We start from the raw sequence: 20644 nt of genomic DNA, 5'->3' as shown, positions 1-20644 counted from the left end.
AATTTTTTTAAATTTTTTAAAAAATCGTACAAGAAAACATCTCTATAAGTCTGGAGACGTTTTCTTTTTTTATTATTAAAAATGTACCGATTGTTAGTGTAAGGTTTTCCTAGATGGTCAATAAAATTCTAGGAATATTCATTTTGAGTTGAATATATAGAAAAAGACCTGTAGCCTTTTAATCGACGAAGATTAAAGGAAAGGATACAGGTCTTTCATGTATATTTTAGCAGATTTTATTGAATCATTGGGAAATTTAGACAGTTTATTTGATTTAGAGGAGCAGGTAATTCTTCATCTTAGGAAGTCATTCCAGCTGGTTGTAGCTGAATATCTGAGGCAATTAGATGAAACACTCGTTCCATCAATTCCGGCAGAAAATACATTCATTAATCGACAGGCCAGAACAATTGAGTTTATGTTTGGCGCCGTGAATTTTGAAAGAAGATGTTATCTTCGACCCAATGGAAGTTATTACTTCCCGTTGGATGAACAACTTCAGTTGGAAGAAAGAAAAAGAATTTCACCTTATTTTAAAAGTGTCGTTGCCAAAATTGGGCAAACGACAACGATGAGAAATACGGCCGCAATGATCAATCTGGCAAGTCAGACGGATATTAGTGCCTGGTCAGTAGACCGAATTATCAGAGACATGGCAGATACCGTGAAGACAGAAGAAAAATCGTCCGAAGAGAAACTAGTTAAGAAACGAAAAGTTGAAAACTTAGTGGTTGAAGGCGATGCCTTTGAGATACACAAAATTAATCGACGAAGACAAGACGTCCACCATTACATTGTTTTTGAATCAGGATTAGATGGAACAAGATCAAACAAAGTTGAGTTTGTTGGTATCAATCAAAAAAAGGTTCAAAAACGAGTAACTGACTACATTGAGAAGTATTATAAAATCAGTGAAATGACCGTGTTTACAGCAAGTGATGGTGGCCCAGGGTATAACCCGAAAAGTATGCGAGAAATAGTTCCGAGTGCTCAAAGAGTTGAATTTACTATCGATCGGTATCACTTTGTCAAAAAGATTAAACAAACCTTTGGTTTATTTAATCCATTGGTTGATAAGGCCGTTAAGAGCGTTAGCCTGTATGATCAGAATCAGTTAAACGTTATTTTAGATACATTTGAGTCGCAAATTAAAACTGATAAGGAACTTGAGAGCCTAAGGGTCCTAAGACAATATTTGGCAAGAAATTGGCAGTTTATAAAGTCTCCACACGATCGTGGCTTCATGAGGGTCGGCAAATTGGGATCCGTTGAAAGCTCACACAGAGCGTACACGTATCGAATGAAAAAGCAAGGCAAAGTATGGTCCGAAAAGGGCCTTGAGGCTATGTTGAAATTAATTGAAGCTCGGGTAAACGGTAAGCTAGATAAATACTTACGTGGTGGTTTAAGAAAGTTACAAGAGCTAACGATTGAGATCGCTACGGAATCATTGAAGACGTTGAGTTCAGCTCAGCTGAGCAACAAGCACCATTCTAAGCATATTGGAGTTCTTTCAGGTAAAATACCAGTTGATGCCCCAACAAGTAGCCCTATCGGAGCAATGGCAAAAATATTTTCAAACTAATTATTGTGTATAAATATTTGGTTGATTATAAGGCACCTAGGAAAACTTGACACATACGTTGGTTCTATTCGGTTTGCAATCGAAAAGTTCTGGGGTGTCGTGGCGTTTGGAAAGGTCTCATTAACGTTGAGTATTTCGAATCTTGCAATGACATTTATTTCAGCTGTTAGTCTGGTCCTCTTTCCACTATTGAAACGATCAAATAAAAAACATTTTAAAAACACCTATATAAATTTACGAACGATTACGCTTGTATTTTTGTTTTTGTTTTTGTTTTTATATTATCCAATTTCCGTTATACTACCACTTTGGTTACCAAAATATGCACAAAGTTTAACTTATCTTTCAGTGCTATTTCCCATATGCTTTTATGAAGGAAAATTTGAGTTGCTTACAAATACCTTTATGAAATCTTTGAGATTAGAAAGTAAGTTATTGATGATAAATTGTATTTCAGTGGCTTTAAGTTTGTTTTTTATTTTACTAGATATTTCTGCTTTTCATAGCTTGAATTTTATGGTTTTTTCTATAATTATTGTTTTGGCTTTTAGAAGTTCACTAGGCGAAGGACTTGTTTCACACAAATTGAATGTGCCATTTATTCGATCTATATTAGGCGAAAATTTGATGGTGGCCCTATTTGTGGGAGTAACCTGGAATCAGACATTACAAGTATCGTTGATTAGCTATGCAATAGCATTTGTAATTTACTTATGGACCAATAAAAATGGCTTACAAAAATCCATAAAAAATTTGCGACGAATAGCAAAGGAGAATTAATGTGAAAAATAAATTAATATATTTGTTTAGATTATATTTTTTTAAAAAAATATGGCGAAATGAAAATAGATTAAATCAAACAATTGCTGGAAACATTTTTCCAAAGAATGTAGTAAAAGTTGGTAATTATACTTATGGAAAATTAAACATTCATTATTGGGGAGACCCGGAAGAAGCATTACAGATTGGATGTCTGTGTTCAATTGCAGATCATGTAGATTTTATTCTAGGAGGAAATCATAATTATAGGCATTTTTTGACTTTTCCTATAAAAGTTAAATTTTTAGGGGCTTCAAGAGAAGCAGAAACAAAAGGAAAAATTATAGTACAAGATGATGTTTGGATTGGTTCTCATGTAATGGTATTGTCAGGCGTTACCCTTGGAAAGGGTTCAGTAATTGGAGCAGGCAGCGTTGTTACTAAGGATGTACCTCCGTTTTCTATTGTCGCAGGAAATCCAGCAAAATTTATTAGAGAGTGTAAAATATTTTGTGTAAATGAGTATTGAAAAAAGGAAGACCTTCCCCGTATGATTATAAGCGTCTAAACCAAATCAACGGAGGTCTTCCCCTATGAATCAGTTTAACAAAGAATTGGCAAATGTACTACTATCTCATGGTGATTTAAAAGAAGTTTTTAGAAAACAACTGCAGGATACATTAAATACGTTACTTCAAGCCGAGTTAACTTCTGTTCTAGGCTACGATCCTTATGATCGTCAAGGTTTCAACTCTGGTAACTCTCGAAATGGCCAATATTTTCGTCAAATTGATTCAGAGTATGGAAAGCTGAGTATCTGTGTCCCACGTGATCGCAAGGGCGAGTTTAAGGCTAACTTAATCCCACCTTATTCTCGAAGAGTAGATGCACTGGAAACGACGATTATACAGTTATACGAAAAAGGAATTACAACTCGAGAAATAGCTGACTTAATCGAAAAGATGTATGGAACTCATTATTCACCCACTACGATTTCCAACATTACAGCCATTGTTGAGGATCAAGTGACTGCTTATCATCAGCGGCGGTTTAGTTCGACAGACTACGTCTGTCTTTTCCTTGATGCAACTTATGTGCCCTTACGTCGTGATACGGTTCAAAAAGAGTCGGTTTATGTCGCTTTAGGTATTAAAGCAGATGGTCATAAAGAAATTTTAGATTACTGTATTGCACCAACGGAAAATTCAGAAGTTTGGTCCGAATTACTAACTGGTTTAGTCAGTCGTGGTATTAAACACGTCCAGTTAGTCATCGCAGATGGCTTAGTTGGCTTGGATTCAGCGCTTAACCACAATTATCCTCAAGCTAAATTTCAACGCTGTCTGATCCATATGTCACGGAATATCATGCAGAAAGTTCGCGTAAACGACCGTGCAGAGGTCGTTAATGAGTTCAAAGAACTCCACAGAGCAAAAACACGTGATGAAGCCCAGCTAATTTTAAATCGTTTTATCGATCATTGGGAGTCAAAGTATCCTCGAATGGTTAGAAATTTAGCCAGTACGTCTAATTTACTAACCTTCTTAGAATTTCCTCCGAGTATTCGCAGAACAATTTACTCAACGAACATTATTGAATCATTCAATAAAAAGCTGAAGCGCAAGACAAAAGTCAAAGAACAATTTCCAAATGAATCAGCACTTGACCGTTTCCTTGCGACAATTATCTTAGAGTACAACGAGAAATACTTCGGCAGAGCTCATAATGGCTTTAAGCAGTGCCAAGATACTTTAGAATCAATGTTTTAAGCTAGACAAAATGATACGAAGAAGTCTTCTTGTTATTTACACAAACTTCTTGACGCTCTCATTTATTAAGTTTCGGTTCAAAAAAAATATAATTGATAAATTATTGAAAATCGATTATTCATTTATAGATGCAAAGTTATTTAAAAAATATCGATCGTTGGCCTATGATGATCTTGAAAACTCGGAAAGTGATATTTGTTTGATAATAGATGCTTTAAATAAATAATAAAGGCAAGACATAAAAATCTAAGATTTGAGTTGAACTTTTAGAGACTTTTTACTTGTTTTTGTGTTTAGTTGATCTTACTATATTTGTGTTCCAGATGACGGAGCACTAATGTTATTTTAACTTATACACACGACTTTTTTTGTTATTAGTTGTTTGGAAAGCCTATGATTTGGATTCTTATATGCATTTTTTGTTTTAAAAAAATAAATTTTGGGAGTGGCCTGAAGATGTTCAAAGAGATTACTGTGTATACATATGGAGATGCAAATTCTTTAGAAACATGGTCAAATGTACCTTACTACTTTACTCGCACTTTAGAAAAAAATAATATTAAGGTTAATAGAGTTAATGTCGAACCTAATAGAGTTATAAGAGGTTTATGGAATCGAATTTTGCTTAAATTTATTAGGATCTTTTTCCATCAGTCAACGTATACTTTTGAACGCACACCATTTTTTCAACAATTTGTTAATTATAAAATGAAAAAATCAATAAAAAGATTTCCCAAAACTGATGCCTTTATTTCTTTAAGTTTTAGCTATCATCCCAAAAAATATACATCCAAACCGGTGTTTCTTTTTTGTGACTGGACGTATGAATATTTGATTAAATACTTTGAACACCGGAATCCTGATATTTTTGAAAGACAAGAGATAAACAAACAATATAAGATTATAAACTCCGCAAATGGTGTTTTTGTGTTGTTTCCAGATGTTGCGAGATATATGCAAAAAAAGTATATAAATAAAAATATTTTTTACTTGGGTAATGTAATTAATTCAGAGAATGTTACATTAAATTTGAAAAATCTGAAAAGAAAATTTCAAGGAAAAAAAATAGTTTTCATTGGATCAAAAAAATACCTTCCTGGACTGATCCCACTAATTCAGGCTGTATCTAATTTAAAAGAAAAGTATCCCAAATTAGAATTGGACGTAATTGGTGTGTCTGAGCATCAAATTAAAGGAAGTATTAGTAAATTAAATCTGTCAGGTGTTCACTTTAGAGGATATTTGAACAAATCTAACAAAGATGATAATGAGCTATACTATAGAATTGTTTCGAGTGCGACCATATTTATTAATACGACTCCACATTGGGCAGCATTTTCAGCGGCCTTGGACGTGATGTATAATTATACCCCGGTTATTACTTCTAATTACCGTAGTTTCCGTGAAACATTTGGTACAGAACTAGCTTTTGGCGAGTATTGTGATAATAATTCCAAGAAAATTGAAGAAGCAATTACTGCGATTTTTTCAGAAAGTTTTGAGTCGTACAAAGTTCTGTGTATTCAAGCACATAAAGAAGTAAAATCATATAGCTGGGAAAGTTATATGAAACAGTTATTAGTAAAGTTAAAAAATCTGGGTAGTTAAATTTGTTGTTAATAAAACTATTGGTATGTGAAAAATTGTAAATTTTTAGATGACATTTTTAGCAATAATCGCGATTAATAAAAAGTTGTTTGAGCTGTATTTTTATATTGAAAATAATAAACAAGAGGAGAAATATCGAAATGAAAGGAATAATTTTAGCGGGTGGTTCTGGGACACGATTGTATCCAATCACGGAAGCAGTTTCAAAACAATTGATTCCAATTTATGATAAACCAATGATTTATTATCCATTATCAACAATGATGCTGGCGGGTATTAAGGATGTTTTGCTCATTTCAACACCACGTGATACACCTCGTTTTGTTGAGTTACTGGGAGATGGTTCGCAATTTGGAATTAATATATCTTATAAAGTGCAGGAAGAGCCTAATGGTTTAGCTCAAGCGTTTGTTTTGGGAACAGATTTTATTGGTGATGATTCAGTTTGCTTAATTTTAGGTGATAATATTTACTATGGTAGTGGCTTATCTGAATTAGTTCAACGAGCTGCACAGAAGGCCTCTGGAGCAACAGTATTTGGGTATCAAGTAAATGATCCAGAACGTTTTGGAGTCGTTGAATTTGATGAGAATCATCACGTAAAATCAATTGAAGAAAAACCAGCGCATCCCGCAAGCAACTACGCAGTTACTGGCATGTATTTTTACGATAATCAAGTTGTGGATATTGCTAAAAACTTAAAACCATCACCACGTGGCGAATTAGAGATTACAGATGTTAATAAAGAGTATCTCAAACGTGGGCAGCTTGATGTCGAATTATTAGGACGAGGTTATGCTTGGCTTGATACTGGTACGCATGATTCTTTACATGAAGCATCGGGCTTTATTGAAACAGTTGAAAAACGGCAAAATTTGAAAGTGGCTTGCTTAGAGGAGGTTGCTTATCGGATGGGTTATATTGATAAGAAGCAAGTTTATAAGTTGGCACAGCCATTAAAGAAGAATGATTATGGTCAGTATTTGTTACGATTAATTCAGGAGGACAACTAATGGGAAAATTGAAAGTTACCACAACAAAGTTACAAGATGTCAAAATTATCGAACCAGCTGTTTTTGGTGATCAGCGCGGTTTCTTTACAGAAACATATTCTGATCGTGATTTTAAAGAGGCGGGCATTAATTTCGACTTTATTCAGGATAATCAATCTTTGTCTTCTCAAGCTGGTGTTTTACGCGGCTTGCATTTTCAACGCGGTAAAGCTGCCCAAACAAAATTAATTCGTGTCGTTACCGGTGCCGTTTTGGACTTGATTGTTGATGTGCGTAAGGGATCACCTACATATAAACAATGGGAAGGATACATCATATCCGCAAGTAACCATCGTCAATTACTGGTTCCCAAAGGCTTTGCCCATGGTTTTGTGACCTTAACTAATGATGTTAATTTCTTGTACAAATGTGATAATTATTACAATGCGGAGGCTGATGGTGGTTTCTCGTTTAAAACATCCGAATTAGGAATCAAATGGCCAATTGATTTTGATCAGGCTATCACTTCAGAAAAGGATGCCAACCAACCAACATTTACTGAATTCGAAAAAAATAATCCGTTTGTTTATGGGGAGATTTAGGAAAATGCCTAATTTGAAAAATATTATTGTTACCGGTGGTGCCGGGTTTATTGGATCTAATTTTGTGCATTATGTGGTGAATAACCATCCTGATGTTAAAATTACGGTTCTAGACAAGCTTACCTATGCTGGAAATCGTGCTAATCTAGCCGGACTCCCTAAAGATCGCGTTAAGTTAGTTGTCGGTGATGTTGCTGATGCTGAATTAGTTGATAAGCTGGTTAAAAATACGGATGCAGTTGTTCATTATGCAGCGGAAAGTCACAATGATAATTCGTTGATCGATCCTAGTCCATTTATTCAGACCAATATTATTGGTACCTATACATTGATTGAAGCTTGTCGTAAGTACGGTGTGCGTTATCATCATATTTCAACTGATGAAGTATTTGGAGACCTACCTTTACGTGAAGATTTACCAGGCCATGGTGAAGGCGTTGGTGAGAAGTTTACACCTGATTCACCATACAAGCCAAGCAGTCCATATTCTTCATCTAAGGCTAGTTCGGATTTATTAGTGCGGGCTTGGGTAAGGTCCTTTGGACTAAAGGCGACAATTTCAAATTGCTCGAATAACTATGGCCCATATCAACATATCGAAAAGTTTATTCCACGCCAAATCACTAATATCTTGAGTGGCATTCGGCCAAAACTCTATGGATCAGGTAAAAATGTGCGAGATTGGATTCATACAAATGACCATTCACGCGCAGTTTGGTTGATCCTCAATGAGGGAAAACTTGGCGAAACCTACTTAATTGGTGCTGACGGTGAGAAGGACAACAAGACAGTTCTTGAAATGATTCTCAAAGGTATGGGCCAACCGGCTGATGCTTATGACCATGTTAAAGACCGTCCTGGGCATGATATGCGTTATGCCATTGATTCAAGCAAGTTATGTACTGAACTTGGTTGGAAGCCTGAATTTACCGATTTCGAAGAAGGCTTGCAAGCAACAATTCAATGGTACACTGATCACGAAGATTGGTGGAAAGATGAAAAGCAGGATGTTGAGAATAAGTATGCTAAGAATGGTCAATAAGTTTTAGCGGGTGCGTAACCCGCTTTTTTGATAGAAAGAAAAGTTTAAAGAGGAGTAATTCAGAATGAATAATATTTTAATTACAGGTGCTAATGGCCAGCTTGGTATGGAACTAAGAACTTTATTGGATGAAAAGGGGATTATTTATACGGCTACAGGTTCTAAAGAGCTTGATATCACTGATGCTAAAATGGTAAGTGATTATTTTGGACTGCATAAACCCGATTTAGTTTTTCATTGTGCTGCCTATACGGCAGTTGATGCTGCTGAAGAAGAACCCGGTAAGTCAGCTGATGAAATGGTTAATGTGGCAGGCACACAAAATGTTGCGACAGCCGCCGAATCAGTGGAAACAACGGTTGTTTATATTAGTACGGATTATGTTTTTGATGGTCAAAATACAGGAATGTACAAAGAAATGGATCAACAGAATCCCCAAAGTGAATATGGTCGTACTAAGAACTTAGGTGAAAAAGCAATTCGTGAAACGATGAGTAAATACTATATCATCAGAACTTCATGGGTATTCGGAAAATATGGTAAGAACTTTGTTTATACTATGTTGAATTTAGCGAAAACACATGATGTGATTACGGTTGTAGATGATCAAGTCGGCCGTCCAACCTGGACGAGAACGTTAGCAGAGTTTATGCTGTATGCAGTTGAAAACAAGGTTCCTTATGGTGTTTACAACTTGAGTAATGATAATCAGGCTAGTTGGTTTGAATTTGCTACAGAAATTTTGAAAAATACAACTACACAAGTGAAACCTGTAACTTCTGCAGAGTATTCACAAAAAGCAACGCGGCCAGCTCATTCAGTATTGTCTTTAGAAAAAACTAAAGCAACTGGTTTTAAGATTCCAACGTGGCAAGAGGCTTTGCAACAAATGATGGTGATTATTGATAAATAGTTGTTTAGTATAGACTAGTAATAAGTAATTACTAGTTGTACATATATGTAAAAGTTAAGATTGTGAATTTTTAGTGAATTTCGTGAAGCATAGGCATACAATAATAATAGTTAATTTTCAGGAGGCGTGGCATGAGACATGAACATGAGTCTAAGCAAAAGAACCATACAGTAAGAAACGTTATTTTGACAGTTATTTTGATTCTGCTGGTTTCGGTGGGAGCGTATGCTGCAAGGAAATATTATAATATCAAACATGCGGTTGATAATACGTATCAAAGTGCTGGAATTAAGAAGGATCGGAATGCTAGTTCTGAGATTCAAAGCAAGCGTCCCATTTCAATTTTGTTAATGGGAACTGATACAGGTGCATTGGGACGTTCTTACAAAGGACGGACAGATACGATGATGCTGATTACGATGAATCCTAAGACGGATAAGACGACCATTACAAGTATTCCCCGTGATACGGGTGTAACGATTCCAGGGTATGAAAGTGAATCACCATCGAAGATTAATGCGGCTTATTCGTTTGGAAGCTCTGGAACTGCAATTAAAACGGTACAAGAAATGTTAAATGTGCCAATTGATTTCTATGCGGTTATGAATATGGGCGGTATGGAAAAAGTGGTTAATGCAGTTGGTGGGGTCACAATGACACCTACTTTAAGCTTTAAGTATGACGGGTATACCTTTACAAAGGGTGAATCTACACATATGAATGGTAAGAAGGCTTTGGCTTATTCACGAATGCGTTACGATGATCCCAATGGCGATTATGGCCGTCAAACGCGGCAACGCGAAGTGATTATGGCGATTATGGGCAAGGCGGGTTCAATATCATCTTTACTCAATAAGAATTTCTTGGATTCAATTTCAGCACAGATGAAGACCGATTTAACGTTTAGCGATTTAACTGCGATTGCACAAAATTATCGTGGTGCTAGAAAGACAGTTTCACAGACCCATCTACAAGGAACTGGTGGTACTGTGAATGGGCAGAGTATGGAATTAATGGCTAAGAGTGAGTTACAGCGTGTAACGAACCTGAACCGGAAGAACCTTGGTTTAGATCATGCAACAACCGGAAACATTGCGTTAGGTACATCTGCTACTAGTTCCAGTTCTAACAGTAGTGTGCAGAATGCTAATGTGAATGCGGGAAACTAATTTAACGTGGAGATCAAATTTTATTGTTAATTTGATCTTTTTTGCTTATCATCATGGGTTTTTAAGTTTTATGTTTAGAACACTATTAAATGATTAAACTAAATATTTTTTAGAATACTACGAGGAGATATTGATATGTTAAGACCGGTTGATTTAAAATCTATTGGTGTGCAAGGGTTAAATGATGAAATTTTTGAGGAATATCAACACTATCTGGGAATTAAGTTCCGGGGAAGAGAGATTAATGATATATCTTCTTTAGTAAGTGATTTGCCTAAGAACTTGAACTTAAGTAATTTTTATATTGGATATAAAATACCACAAATAAATAAAGAATTTGATTTATTACGTTTTTGTAAAAATGGTGATATTCTAAATATTGAATTAAAAAGTGAAAATATTGGTAAAGAAAAAATAGGTAAACAATTAATTAAAAATAAATATTATTTATCCGCTATTCCTAATTACAAGAAAATTGACCTTTTTACGTATGTGTCTTCGGATAAAAAGATTTATAGATTGGCAGATTCAGGCAAACTTATAGATAGTGACACATCCCAAATAGTTGAGTATATTGAAGCAAATAGTAGACGAATAAGTAATTTAGATGAATTATTTAATCCAAGTGCGTATTTGACATCGCCGTTTAATTCACCGCAAGAATTTTTAAATAAAGCATATTTTCTTACTCAACAACAAACAAATGTAAAAAAATATATTGTTCGAAGTTTAGGGGGAACTTTTGTTGTAGAAGGTAAGGCTGGAACGGGAAAGACATTGTTAGCATATGATATTGCAAGAACTGAAATGTGTGAAGGCCAAAAGGTATTAATCGTTCATTGTGGGAATTTGAATGATGGACAATTAATTTTAAATAGTAAGGGCTGGAATATTATTTCTATAAAATCGTTTCAATCGAAAGATATAAATACGCTAATTGCACGATACAATTTGATTATTATTGATGAAGTTCAACGTGTTAGACGGAATTATCTCAGTGGATTGTTGACTAAATTTTCTAATTATAAAGGTAAGTTGATTTTTTGTGGGGATCCGGAACAATATTTACAAGCTATGGAGGGAGGAAAGGAGAATTTTGAGCTTTTAAGTAATACACATTCTATATCTAAAAATAATTATTGTAAATTATCCGAAAAGATTCGTACGAATAAAGAAGTGGCTTCTTTTATATTACAATTTTTTGATCGGAAAAAATATAGGAATAAAAATGATGTTTATATTGACAATGTGTTTTTACAATACTTCAAACTTATAAATGACGCTATTTTATACAGTAATGTGTTAGCAGCAAATGGTTGGAAATTAATTACTTCTACAACCTCAAAATATGATCCCGAATATAATGATAAGTTTATGAAATTAAAATATGCCAACTCGCATGAAGTGATTGGACAAGAATTTGATAAAGTGGCTGTATTTGTGGGGCCAGATTTTAGTTACGAGAATGGTCGTTTGACTGGTCCTAAAACATACTATTCTGCAATAAAAACATTATTTGAAAATATGACAAGGGCTCGTAAACAATTGTGCTTAATTATTATAGATAATCCTAGTGTTCTTAAAAATTGTCTTGAAATTGTATCAAATACAGATTAACCAATCTAGTCTATTTGAGTTAATTTTGCTCTTTATCAACTCTCGCCTGGAGATGCATTTCTTTAAAAGCCATCTTGCATTCTTGGAGTAGTTTTGAAGTACATTAAAACTAAAATATTTTCGGTGATCTTTCAATGGTTAGATTTTTGTGTGAGCTTGAACAATGAAGCTAATTCGTAACCAGTAATACCCTAAAAATACACCGAGTGAATTGTCTAAAACGTCCATAGTTTCGACGACTCGATTGATTCGAAATGTTTGATCTAAAATGAACTGGATACTTTCATTGAATATTCCTGTTCCTAAAGCAATTAAGATCACTTCAAGTATGTTTAAGTGATGATGACGAGTAAATAGGTATAAATAAATTCCGGCGGGAATGGTCATAATGACATTTTCTCTTGATGAATCAGCCAAGCCAGAATAAGGTTTAGCGATTACTATTGCGTGGCCGATGAGTTTGGCACCATAGGGTAACATAGATTCTAATGTCGTATCCTTGGGTATTAAAATTAGCCAGAAGACACTTATCACGTAAACAATGAGGCTTAGCCATACTAATTTGGAAAAATTGGATGGTGCGCTAACTACTTTTTTAATAGTGATGAGAACTACAACAAGTGACATTACTATGAACGGAAGATATTTTATCAATTTGGATTACTGCCTTTGAGATAGATTAAAGTTATAAAATGATGTGGATAATAAAATGACTTTCAGGATTTCTTCTTCTGAAGGCCTTTTTTTTCGTTCTTTAAAATGAAATTGAACGGTGTCATCAAGTAGAAGCCAATGACTACACCGAGGGCATTATGAATGACATCCATAATATCAACAGTTCGGTTGATATGAATAAGCTGGTCTAAAACAAACTGGCCACCTTCGTTAAATAAAGCAATTCCCACAGCGATAAACAACACTTCATTTAAAAGGGGACGATCTTTATGACCAAAGATATATAGGTAAATCCCCATTGGAATTGTCATGATGATGTTTAACATAGCTTGCATCCCATAATCGCGGTAAGGAACCACGACAACTTTAGCATAACCAATCGCGATAGCCTGAAAGACGGCATCGGAACCAAACGAATAAGTGCCAGGTGTGAAGATCAGGTAGAACACGCTAACTGCATAAGCAATGAAACTAAGCCGCACAATTGCAGAAGTTAGAGACGGTTTCTGATGTAATTTTTGAATGTTATAAATTGCAACAATTGCCGAAAGTATTACAAACGGTACATACTTAAATATTGTCATTGAACCACTTCCCTAATTTGATCAATGCTTTAATTGTATCGCAATTTATAATGGAATAAAACCCGTCAGAACGCGGTTTTTCGTTAACTTTTCCTTAAGGGTTTCGCAGTTTCTTAAAGTAATTTAAAAAAAGATTGCAATCGAATCAGGAATGTTCTATGATGAGCTTGTAAAGAAGCTGTAATATTAATGTAACAAATTTGGAGGCGGTTTTGATGAAAAAAGTAATTCGATTTTTATTAATAGTAAGTATGGCGATGGGTGTGTTTCTATTAGCTAATAATACGGAAACTCAGGCCGCTTCCCGAGTTCCTGTCCCATATGCAATGCGTGGTAATTGGTATCTAACTAAAAAAACAGGTTTAAATATTAAAAAGACTTCGATGGTTGGCTTGCATCACACCGTAATGGAGAGAACATATGGTAAAAATATGGTCTTCAAATATTACTATAAAGGTAGCTATTCTTTATCTGACAAACGTTGGGGATTTGGCTTCTTCTTCAAGTTAGTCAATGTCAAAGGTAAGAATGGTCGGAATTACAAAGCACTTGCAATGTGGGGCCAAGGCCCTGAAGCACAACTTTATTACAAGAAACTAAATAAGAACGAACGTCACAGCTTAACTTGGCGAAAAACGATTAAATTAATGAATGGTCAACGAAGTTTCTAACGTCTGACTTTACCAATTAGGCGAAAGGCTTTATAATGAAAAGATACGCCCTAGGAAAGGATGCTGGTCATGGCAGAAAAAGAAGTAGATAAAAAAGTTGAAAAACCTGCAGATAAAAAAGTTGATAAAAAAGTAAATAAAAGAGGCAATAATAGAGCCGATAAAAAAGAGGAAGAGGAGGAACCAAAGCCATTTGATGTTGGCGACAAGGTTCACGTTAAGAAAACTGCTCTACTCCCAACTGATTTCGATGGTCAGGTCGGCAAAGTTTATGAAAACTCAATTTTGATTGATATTGACGCTGATAGTGTTGATGATTCTCGTAGTGAAGAACTACATGATCTTCATGGTCGCGTGATTGTTCGTTTTGCAGAAGCAAAGAAGATTGAAGCATAATTTTTAAAATAGTGAAGCAGCGATATTTAAATATATTGTTGCTTTTTATTTTTGCCTAAATTTAATTTTTCTCATAATAATCACAGTTAAACTAATTATTTTAATCTTTATTTAATTTTCATGTTGACAGGCTCCCGACAATGAGCTATATTTAACATTAAATTCAAATTAGATTGTTTCTCATAATTTGATTTAAAACATAGGGAGTTGGATGATTTATGAAATTAAAGAAAAGCTCAGTCACATTTTTAGTGGCTTTGCCATTATTATTATTGGCAGCTTGTGGGAATAGTAATTCTTCAAGCAGTAATGGAGTAAACAAAGGCAATCTTGCTGATAAACAGGTTGTTAATTGGACGGAAACTTCGGAGTTACCTTCGATTGATCCTTCCATTGCCACTGACCAAATTAGTTTTGACGCCATGAATAACGTTGGTGAAGGTTTGTATCGTTTAGGTAAGGATAATAAAATTCTTCCTGGAGTTGCAACGAAGACTAAAGAATCTAAAGATGGAAAAACCTATACGTTTACACTTCGCAAGAATGCTAAATGGAGTAACGGCGATAAGGTTACCGCAAAAGATTTCGTGTACTCATGGCGACGCATCAATAATCCGAAGACTGGTTCACAATACGCATACCTATACAGTGGAATTAAAAATGCGGACAAGATTCAGGCTGGCAAAAAGCCGGTTAACAGTTTAGGAATCAAGGCTGATGGAGATTACAAATTAACCGTTACCCTTGAAAAGGCCATCCCTTACTTTAAGTTGTTAATGGGATTCCCAAGTTTCTTCCCACAAGATCAAAAAGTGGTCGAAAAGTATGGTGATAAATACGCAACCCAAAGTAAGTATCAGGTATACAATGGGCCGTTCACGCTTCAAGGTTGGACCGGAACGAACAACAAGTGGACGTTAGTTAAAAATAAGAGTTACTGGGATAAGAAACACGTTTACCTATCCAAGATTAATGATCAAGTGGTTAAGGACAGCCAAACTGGGTTGAACCTTTTCCAGGGTAAACAAGTGGATCAAACGGTTTTAACTGGAACCCAAGTAGCTAATATGAAGAGTAACAAGGCTTTCTTCTTAGGCCGTGAAGCTCGAAACTCTTATCTCGAGTATAATTACAAGAATATTAAGGCTTTCCGGAACGTAGATGTTCGAAAGGCAATGTCTTTAGCAATTAATCGGAAACAATTAGTAAATAATGTGTTGGCTGATGGCTCAACGGCACCAAAAGGGTTTGTGACGGATGGATTAGCTAAGAATCCTAAGACGGGTGAAGATTTCGCAAAAGAAGCTTCAACTGGGAATGGAACCAACTACGATCTGACGCAAGCCAAAAAGCTATGGGCTAAAGCTTTGAAAGAAGAAGGCAAGAAGAGCATGACGTATACGTTGATGGCTGACGATACGGAATCTTCTAAAAAGACTGCAGAATTTTTACAAACAGAGTTAGAAAAATTGCCTGGATTGAAGATTAATGTGCAGACAATCCCTTATAAGACTCGTTTAGCACGTTCCGCAAAGGGACAATTCCAGTTGGTTATTACAAACTGGGGAGCTGACTTCTCGGATCCAATTTCTGACTTGGGCTTGTTTACATCAACGAACAGCTTCAATAATGGTAAGTGGAGCAACAAAGAGTACGATAAGTTGATCGATAAGGCTAATAATGCTGATGCCAATAACACGCAAAAACGTTGGGAAGACATGGTTAAGGCCAAAAAGATTTTGATGAACGATCAAGGAAATGCCCCATTATACAATGGCGTTGTTCCCCAATTGATCAATACTAAAGTCAAAGGGTATGTTTACAATACAGCCGGTGTTCCTTGGAACTGGAAGGGTATGTACGTTTCCAAATAAATAAGTTTAAATTCAGAATCGCTGATCTATGGTGATTCTGTTTTTTGTGTCTAAAATCTGGGTAAGGTTAAGCTTGAATTTTTGACTTTCGGAGTGGGAGCTAGTAGTCTCTATGGAGGGTAGTCAATGATGTGAAGTAATTAATGATAACGTTTTAGTAATTGTGACAATTCGATTTTGCTTGTCACGGAAAAAGTGCAGCGATAAGTCCGATGTACAAGTATTTGCGAGATTAAGTTGAACATATGAAGGTTATTTAGTGGAGTTACAGGGTATACTTTGATCACTAACTAACGTGCCTAAAAAATACTAGTTTTTCGCTAGTTATTTTTTGAGGCACTCTCAAAATATGGAAGTGAAGAATTTGACTAAAATTGCAATTGTAACTGACAGTACTGCTTATCTTGCCCAAAACATTTGCGATAGATTGCATATCACCGTGGCACCAATTTCGGTGGCTTTTGGTGACCAACAATATCGTGAGCGAATCGATATTAGTGACGCAGAATTTTATAAACGTTTGAAAACAGAGAAAACTTTTCCGACAACGGCACCACCATCTATGGGAGTTATGGAAGAACTTTATCATAATTTGGCAGAGGCTGGCTACGAAGAAGTGGTCAGCATTCATTTATCTAGCGGGATCAGTGGATTTACCAATAATTTACGCGCGTTCGCGGCGAGCGTTACAGAAATAAAGGTCCATGTGGTTGATGCCCAGATTGCTGTCCAGCCATTAGGCTATTTAGTAATTCAAGCGGCTAAAATGGCGGCCGAGGGGAAATCAACCCAAGATATTATGGCCAAAGTGACAGAGTTGAGGGCAACAATCGGGGAGTACTTTATCGTAGATGATCTAAAGAATTTGGCTCACAGTGGTCGTTTAGGAAATAGTTCTGCTTTTGTTGGTTCCTTACTAAAAGTTAAACCGATTTTGGCGCTTAACAAAGAGAAGTTTAATATTGAGGCTGTTGATAAAGTCCGCTCTATGAAGCGAGCTCGGGCCAACATTGTCAGTCGTTTTATTCTCGGGCCAACATTGTCAGTCGTTTTATTAATGAAACAAAAAATCTACCTTATCAGGTTCGGGTGTTTTTATGTGGGACAAATAACGAACCAGAAATTGAGAAGTGGCAACAAAGCATTCAATCTAAATTGGCAAATGTCGCCGCTGTTGAAACGGGACAGATCGGTCCAGTGGTTGGTGCCCATTTGGGATCCGGCGTGTTTGCAATTTTATGGATTAAAGAAATACAGCAAGTGTAAGAGAGGAAGAGAGAAATGAAGAAGCTGAAACTTGATTTAAATGACGAAGACTACATGGGTAGTCATGAAGCCAGTGTAATGTGGGGTAAACAAAAAGATTACGTGCGGACGATTTATAATAAATATCCAAAACGTTTTCCTGAAGGCACCATTCGTAAGTTTGGTAAACAACTGATTGTTACCCGTGAAGGAATGGAAGCTGTCACCGGAATTAAAAAAAGTGAATTAGTCGATAAAAATAACTAAATATGAGATATCACTGAAGGGTTAGTCTTCTGGGGTGGCAGCCTGGAAACTGGAGCTGAGGCGATTTTTTATCACAAATAGCATTAGAAAAAATGGATAAAGCAAGGGCATCATCGCATTAAATCGATGATGCCCTTGCTTATTTTAATAGAAATTTGTCTGTGTTAAACAATAAAAAATGTCCCCGGCGAGAATCGAACTCGCAACCTATCGCTTAGGAGGCGATTGCTCTATCCAGTTGAGCCACGGAGACAAGTTACCTTTCGTATTTTGCCATAAAACCAGTGTATAAGCAAGTGGCCGTCAACTGAAAGAAACTTAAATTTCATAAAAATTGGGGAACTTGATCCCAGTCAATTTCAAAGCCTCGTTTTCCAGGTATATTAAACTTATTCAATAAGACAAGGGGATAAAAAATATGATGAAATTTGAGCAGGTCGTCCAAAAAAATATCAATCCAATTACATGGACTTCAGCAGCGTTAATCGTTATTGGTTTTCTGGGAGAAATGATGGGTTCACAAGGATTGTCTACGGCAGCCCTTGTAATTGCCTCGATCATCGCGGCAACACCGATTATCATCCGGGCGGTTGAAGCTTTAAAAGTACGGGTCATTGGGATTGAGTTATTGGTAAGTATTGCAGTAATCGGGGCATTTGTGATTCAAGAGTTTAATGAATCTGCCATCGTGACTTTCTTGTTTTTGTTTGGTAGTTTTTTGGAAGCCAAAACGTTAGCGAAAACTCGTGAATCTATTAAAACATTGACAGAAATGGCACCAACTACCGCTGAGGTGGTTCAAGATGATGGCTCAGTTATTGCAACGGACGTTGATGATGTTGATGAAGGTGACGTTGTTCTTGTGAAGACCGGTGGTCAGGTGCCAATTGACGGCGACATTGTGGAAGGCTCTGGCTATTTAAACGAAGCGAGTGTTACTGGCGAGTCTAAATTAGTTACGAAACAAGTTGACGATGGTGTTTTTTCCGGAACAATTTTAGATAACGGAACTTTGAAGATCAAGGCTACCAAAGTGGGGGATGATACCACCTTTGCGAAGATTGTTGAACTGGTTGAGGATGCGCAAGATACCAAATCACATGCCGAAAAATTTATTGATCAATTTGCGAAGTATTATACGCCAGCAGTGTTAGTTTTAGCTGTCCTGGTAGGACTTATCTCACGTGATTTCAAGCTGGCAATTACTGTGCTGGTGCTTGGTTGCCCTGGAGCCTTGGTCATTGGAGCACCAGTTTCCAACGTGGCCGGAATCGGGAACGGTGCTAAAAATGGCGTACTGATCAAAGGTGGTGAAGTTGTTGACACCTTTGCTAAAGTCGATACTTTAGTGTTTGATAAAACCGGAACTTTAACTAAAGGCAACACAGAAGTTTCTGCAATTAAAAATTATGCAGCTGATCAAACTCAGGGATTAGCCTTGGCTGCCAAACTAGAAAGTCAATCCGATCATCCCTTAGGCAAGGCGATTACGACCTATGCGACTCAGAATAATGTTGACTATCAAAACCTAACGATTGCTTCAAATAATACCGTTAAAGGTCAGGGAATTGAGGCTGAAATTGAGCAGCACCAAGTTTTGGTGGGGAATCTTAAATTGATGGCTGCTAATCACGTTCAATTAACCCCAAACCAAGCAACTGATTTAAAAGAGTTGCAAGAAACAGGAAGTTCGACGGTGATTGTGGCGGTCGATCAGCAAGTTCAACAAATTATTGGTGTTTCGGATGTCATTCGTGATAACGTTAAGGAGAACTTAGCAGCATTAAAACGGTTGGGAATCAAGAAGCTCGTCATGTTAACTGGTGATAATGAAATCACCGCAAACTATGTGGCCAAGAAACTTGGCATTGATGAAGTTCATGCCAATTTATTGCCGGAAAATAAAGTGACGTTTGTGAAACAGCTGAAAGCAGAAGGCCGTAAAGTGGCATTTGTGGGTGATGGAATTAACGATAGTCCTTCGATTGCGACTGCTGACATCGGAATTGCAATGGGTGGCGGCACGGATGTCGCGATTGAAACATCTGATATTGTCCTGATGCAATCTAGTTTCCAAGAGTTAGTTCACGCTTATGGCTTGGCAAAAAAGACGGTTGCTAATACGCGGCAAAACATTGTGATTGCGATTGGCACGGTTGTGTTCCTGCTGATTGGGTTAATCTTTGGTTATATTTACATGGCCAGTGGGATGTTCGTGCATGAAGCCAGTATTTTAGTTGTCATCTTTAATGCGATGCGTTTAATTCGGTATCAACCAGCTCGAACAAAATAAATTAAAAAAAGTTTCAAAAACTTGATGAGAATCAATTTTAAAGTAGCAAAATGGCTTTAGAATGAATTCATAAAGTTAATCAAAGGAAATAGGAGGAAATTAATTATGACAAGAGCAATTTTACAATTAGGTGCATTAACTTGCCCATCATGTTTACAAAAGATTCAAGGGGCTTTGGAAAAACAACCAGGTGTTGAAAAAGTGAAAGTTCTCTTTAATGCTGGTAAAGCTAAGATCGATTTTGACGAAACGATCAACAATGCAGATGCTTTGGCAGAGGTCGTTACCAAGTTAGGTTACGAAGTCAAAAGTGTTAAAGTAAAGGAACCAGCTAAATAATTTTTTGAACGGTGTGATCCGATTACTATTTGGGATGACACCGTTTTTATATCTGTTAACAAACGTTGAAGCAATAAAAATTCAGTGTTATAGTACTTTAGTAATTAAAAACGAAATGCATATATAAATGCCGTAATATGGTCGGCAAGTTTCTACCCAGAACCGTAAATTCTGGACTATACGCAATAAACTCATCAAACGATGTCTTCTATTTGCGGACATCGTTTTTGTTTTGCCGTGATAG

20 protein-coding genes, 1 tRNA gene and 1 riboswitch are annotated in these 20644 nt (G+C 36.3%); of the genes, 18 read left to right on the top strand and 3 right to left on the bottom strand.

What is annotated here, in order from left to right:
* Window positions 1-217: 217 nt before the first annotated feature.
* The 11 genes from ADU73_RS01105 to ADU73_RS01055 all read left to right on the top strand — a co-directional run bounded on the left by ADU73_RS01105 (window position 218) and on the right by ADU73_RS01055 (window position 12056).
* On the top strand, window positions 218-1585 hold the full coding sequence (locus ADU73_RS01105) for an ISLre2 family transposase (RefSeq protein ID WP_046872291.1): 1368 nt from the start codon (window positions 218-220) through the stop codon (window positions 1583-1585).
* Between the two features lie 99 nt (window positions 1586-1684).
* Complete coding sequence (locus ADU73_RS10460) at window positions 1685-2365, top strand: hypothetical protein (protein WP_158510930.1); 681 nt, start codon at window positions 1685-1687, stop codon at window positions 2363-2365.
* Between the two features lies 1 nt (window position 2366).
* Window positions 2367-2873, top strand: coding sequence for a CatB-related O-acetyltransferase (locus ADU73_RS01095; RefSeq protein WP_062913095.1), 507 nt, complete (start codon window positions 2367-2369; stop codon window positions 2871-2873).
* Window positions 2874-2937: 64 nt separating this feature from the next.
* Entirely contained in the window at window positions 2938-4113 is a 1176-nt protein-coding gene (locus ADU73_RS01090; protein ID WP_010492178.1) for an IS256 family transposase, read from the top strand.
* Window positions 4114-4569: 456 nt separating this feature from the next.
* Window positions 4570-5721, top strand: a complete 1152-nt coding sequence (locus ADU73_RS01085; protein ID WP_046872376.1) for a glycosyltransferase — start codon at window positions 4570-4572, stop codon at window positions 5719-5721.
* Between the two features lie 140 nt (window positions 5722-5861).
* Window positions 5862-6734 carry a glucose-1-phosphate thymidylyltransferase RfbA gene (gene rfbA, locus ADU73_RS01080; protein ID WP_062913094.1) on the top strand — a complete coding sequence of 291 codons (873 nt, stop codon included), beginning with the start codon at window positions 5862-5864 and terminating at the stop codon, window positions 6732-6734.
* An 8-nt stretch (window positions 6735-6742) separates the two neighbouring features.
* A complete protein-coding gene (gene rfbC / locus ADU73_RS01075) occupies window positions 6743-7315 on the top strand; it encodes a dTDP-4-dehydrorhamnose 3,5-epimerase (RefSeq protein ID WP_192868929.1) in 573 nt (190 codons plus the stop codon).
* A 4-nt stretch (window positions 7316-7319) separates the two neighbouring features.
* Window positions 7320-8357 (top strand): dTDP-glucose 4,6-dehydratase, encoded by a 1038-nt coding sequence (gene rfbB, locus ADU73_RS01070; RefSeq protein WP_046872379.1) that lies wholly within the window; start codon window positions 7320-7322, stop codon window positions 8355-8357.
* A 64-nt stretch (window positions 8358-8421) separates the two neighbouring features.
* Complete coding sequence (rfbD, locus tag ADU73_RS01065; RefSeq protein WP_062913093.1) at window positions 8422-9270, top strand: dTDP-4-dehydrorhamnose reductase; 849 nt, start codon at window positions 8422-8424, stop codon at window positions 9268-9270.
* A 131-nt stretch (window positions 9271-9401) separates the two neighbouring features.
* Window positions 9402-10439, top strand: coding sequence for an LCP family glycopolymer transferase (locus tag ADU73_RS01060; protein WP_046872381.1), 1038 nt, complete (start codon window positions 9402-9404; stop codon window positions 10437-10439).
* 135 nt (window positions 10440-10574) lie between these two features.
* Window positions 10575-12056, top strand: a complete 1482-nt coding sequence (locus ADU73_RS01055; protein WP_062913092.1) for a DNA/RNA helicase domain-containing protein — start codon at window positions 10575-10577, stop codon at window positions 12054-12056.
* Window positions 12057-12194: 138 nt separating this feature from the next.
* Here ADU73_RS01055 and ADU73_RS01050 read toward each other — a convergent pair whose 3' ends face one another.
* Both ADU73_RS01050 and ADU73_RS01045 read right to left on the bottom strand, forming a co-directional pair.
* Window positions 12195-12683 carry a VanZ family protein gene (locus ADU73_RS01050; RefSeq protein ID WP_141306346.1) on the bottom strand — a complete coding sequence of 163 codons (489 nt, stop codon included), beginning with the start codon at window positions 12681-12683 and terminating at the stop codon, window positions 12195-12197.
* Between the two features lie 89 nt (window positions 12684-12772).
* Window positions 12773-13315, bottom strand: coding sequence for a VanZ family protein (locus ADU73_RS01045; RefSeq protein ID WP_046872383.1), 543 nt, complete (start codon window positions 13313-13315; stop codon window positions 12773-12775).
* Between the two features lie 215 nt (window positions 13316-13530).
* Between ADU73_RS01045 and ADU73_RS01040 the strand changes: the two genes are divergently transcribed.
* From ADU73_RS01040 to ADU73_RS01020, 5 genes are all read left to right on the top strand, one after another.
* Window positions 13531-13986, top strand: a complete 456-nt coding sequence (locus ADU73_RS01040; protein WP_046872513.1) for a DUF2715 domain-containing protein — start codon at window positions 13531-13533, stop codon at window positions 13984-13986.
* A gap of 69 nt (window positions 13987-14055) precedes the next feature.
* Window positions 14056-14382, top strand: coding sequence for a preprotein translocase, YajC subunit, yajC (locus tag ADU73_RS01035; protein ID WP_226996039.1), 327 nt, complete (start codon window positions 14056-14058; stop codon window positions 14380-14382).
* 218 nt (window positions 14383-14600) lie between these two features.
* Window positions 14601-16256, top strand: coding sequence for a peptide ABC transporter substrate-binding protein (locus tag ADU73_RS01030; protein ID WP_046872511.1), 1656 nt, complete (start codon window positions 14601-14603; stop codon window positions 16254-16256).
* Window positions 16257-16620: 364 nt separating this feature from the next.
* Window positions 16621-17541, top strand: coding sequence for a DegV family protein (locus ADU73_RS01025; protein WP_158510929.1), 921 nt, complete (start codon window positions 16621-16623; stop codon window positions 17539-17541).
* Window positions 17538-17768: a helix-turn-helix domain-containing protein gene (locus ADU73_RS01020; RefSeq protein ID WP_046872509.1), complete on the top strand. Its 231-nt coding sequence runs from the start codon at window positions 17538-17540 to the stop codon at window positions 17766-17768. The genes ADU73_RS01025 and ADU73_RS01020 overlap by 4 nt, the downstream gene beginning before the upstream one ends.
* 179 nt (window positions 17769-17947) lie before the next feature.
* Here ADU73_RS01020 and ADU73_RS01015 read toward each other — a convergent pair.
* A tRNA-Arg gene (locus ADU73_RS01015) sits at window positions 17948-18021 on the bottom strand.
* Between the two features lie 168 nt (window positions 18022-18189).
* Between ADU73_RS01015 and ADU73_RS01010 the strand changes: the two genes are divergently transcribed.
* The gene (locus tag ADU73_RS01010; protein WP_056986291.1) at window positions 18190-20061 is read left to right on the top strand and encodes a heavy metal translocating P-type ATPase; all 1872 of its coding nucleotides are present in this window, start codon (window positions 18190-18192) and stop codon (window positions 20059-20061) included.
* Window positions 20062-20166: 105 nt separating this feature from the next.
* Complete coding sequence (locus ADU73_RS01005) at window positions 20167-20400, top strand: heavy-metal-associated domain-containing protein (RefSeq protein WP_046872508.1); 234 nt, start codon at window positions 20167-20169, stop codon at window positions 20398-20400.
* A 99-nt stretch (window positions 20401-20499) separates the two neighbouring features.
* Window positions 20500-20599, top strand: a riboswitch (purine riboswitch).
* The last annotated feature ends 45 nt before the right edge of the window (window positions 20600-20644 follow it).

It is taken from the genome of Pediococcus damnosus (assembly GCF_001611155.1).
GTDB lineage: Bacteria > Bacillota > Bacilli > Lactobacillales > Lactobacillaceae > Pediococcus > Pediococcus damnosus.
Note: the sequence above shows the minus strand (reverse complement) of the source record. Positions and strands in the feature narration are given on the sequence as shown.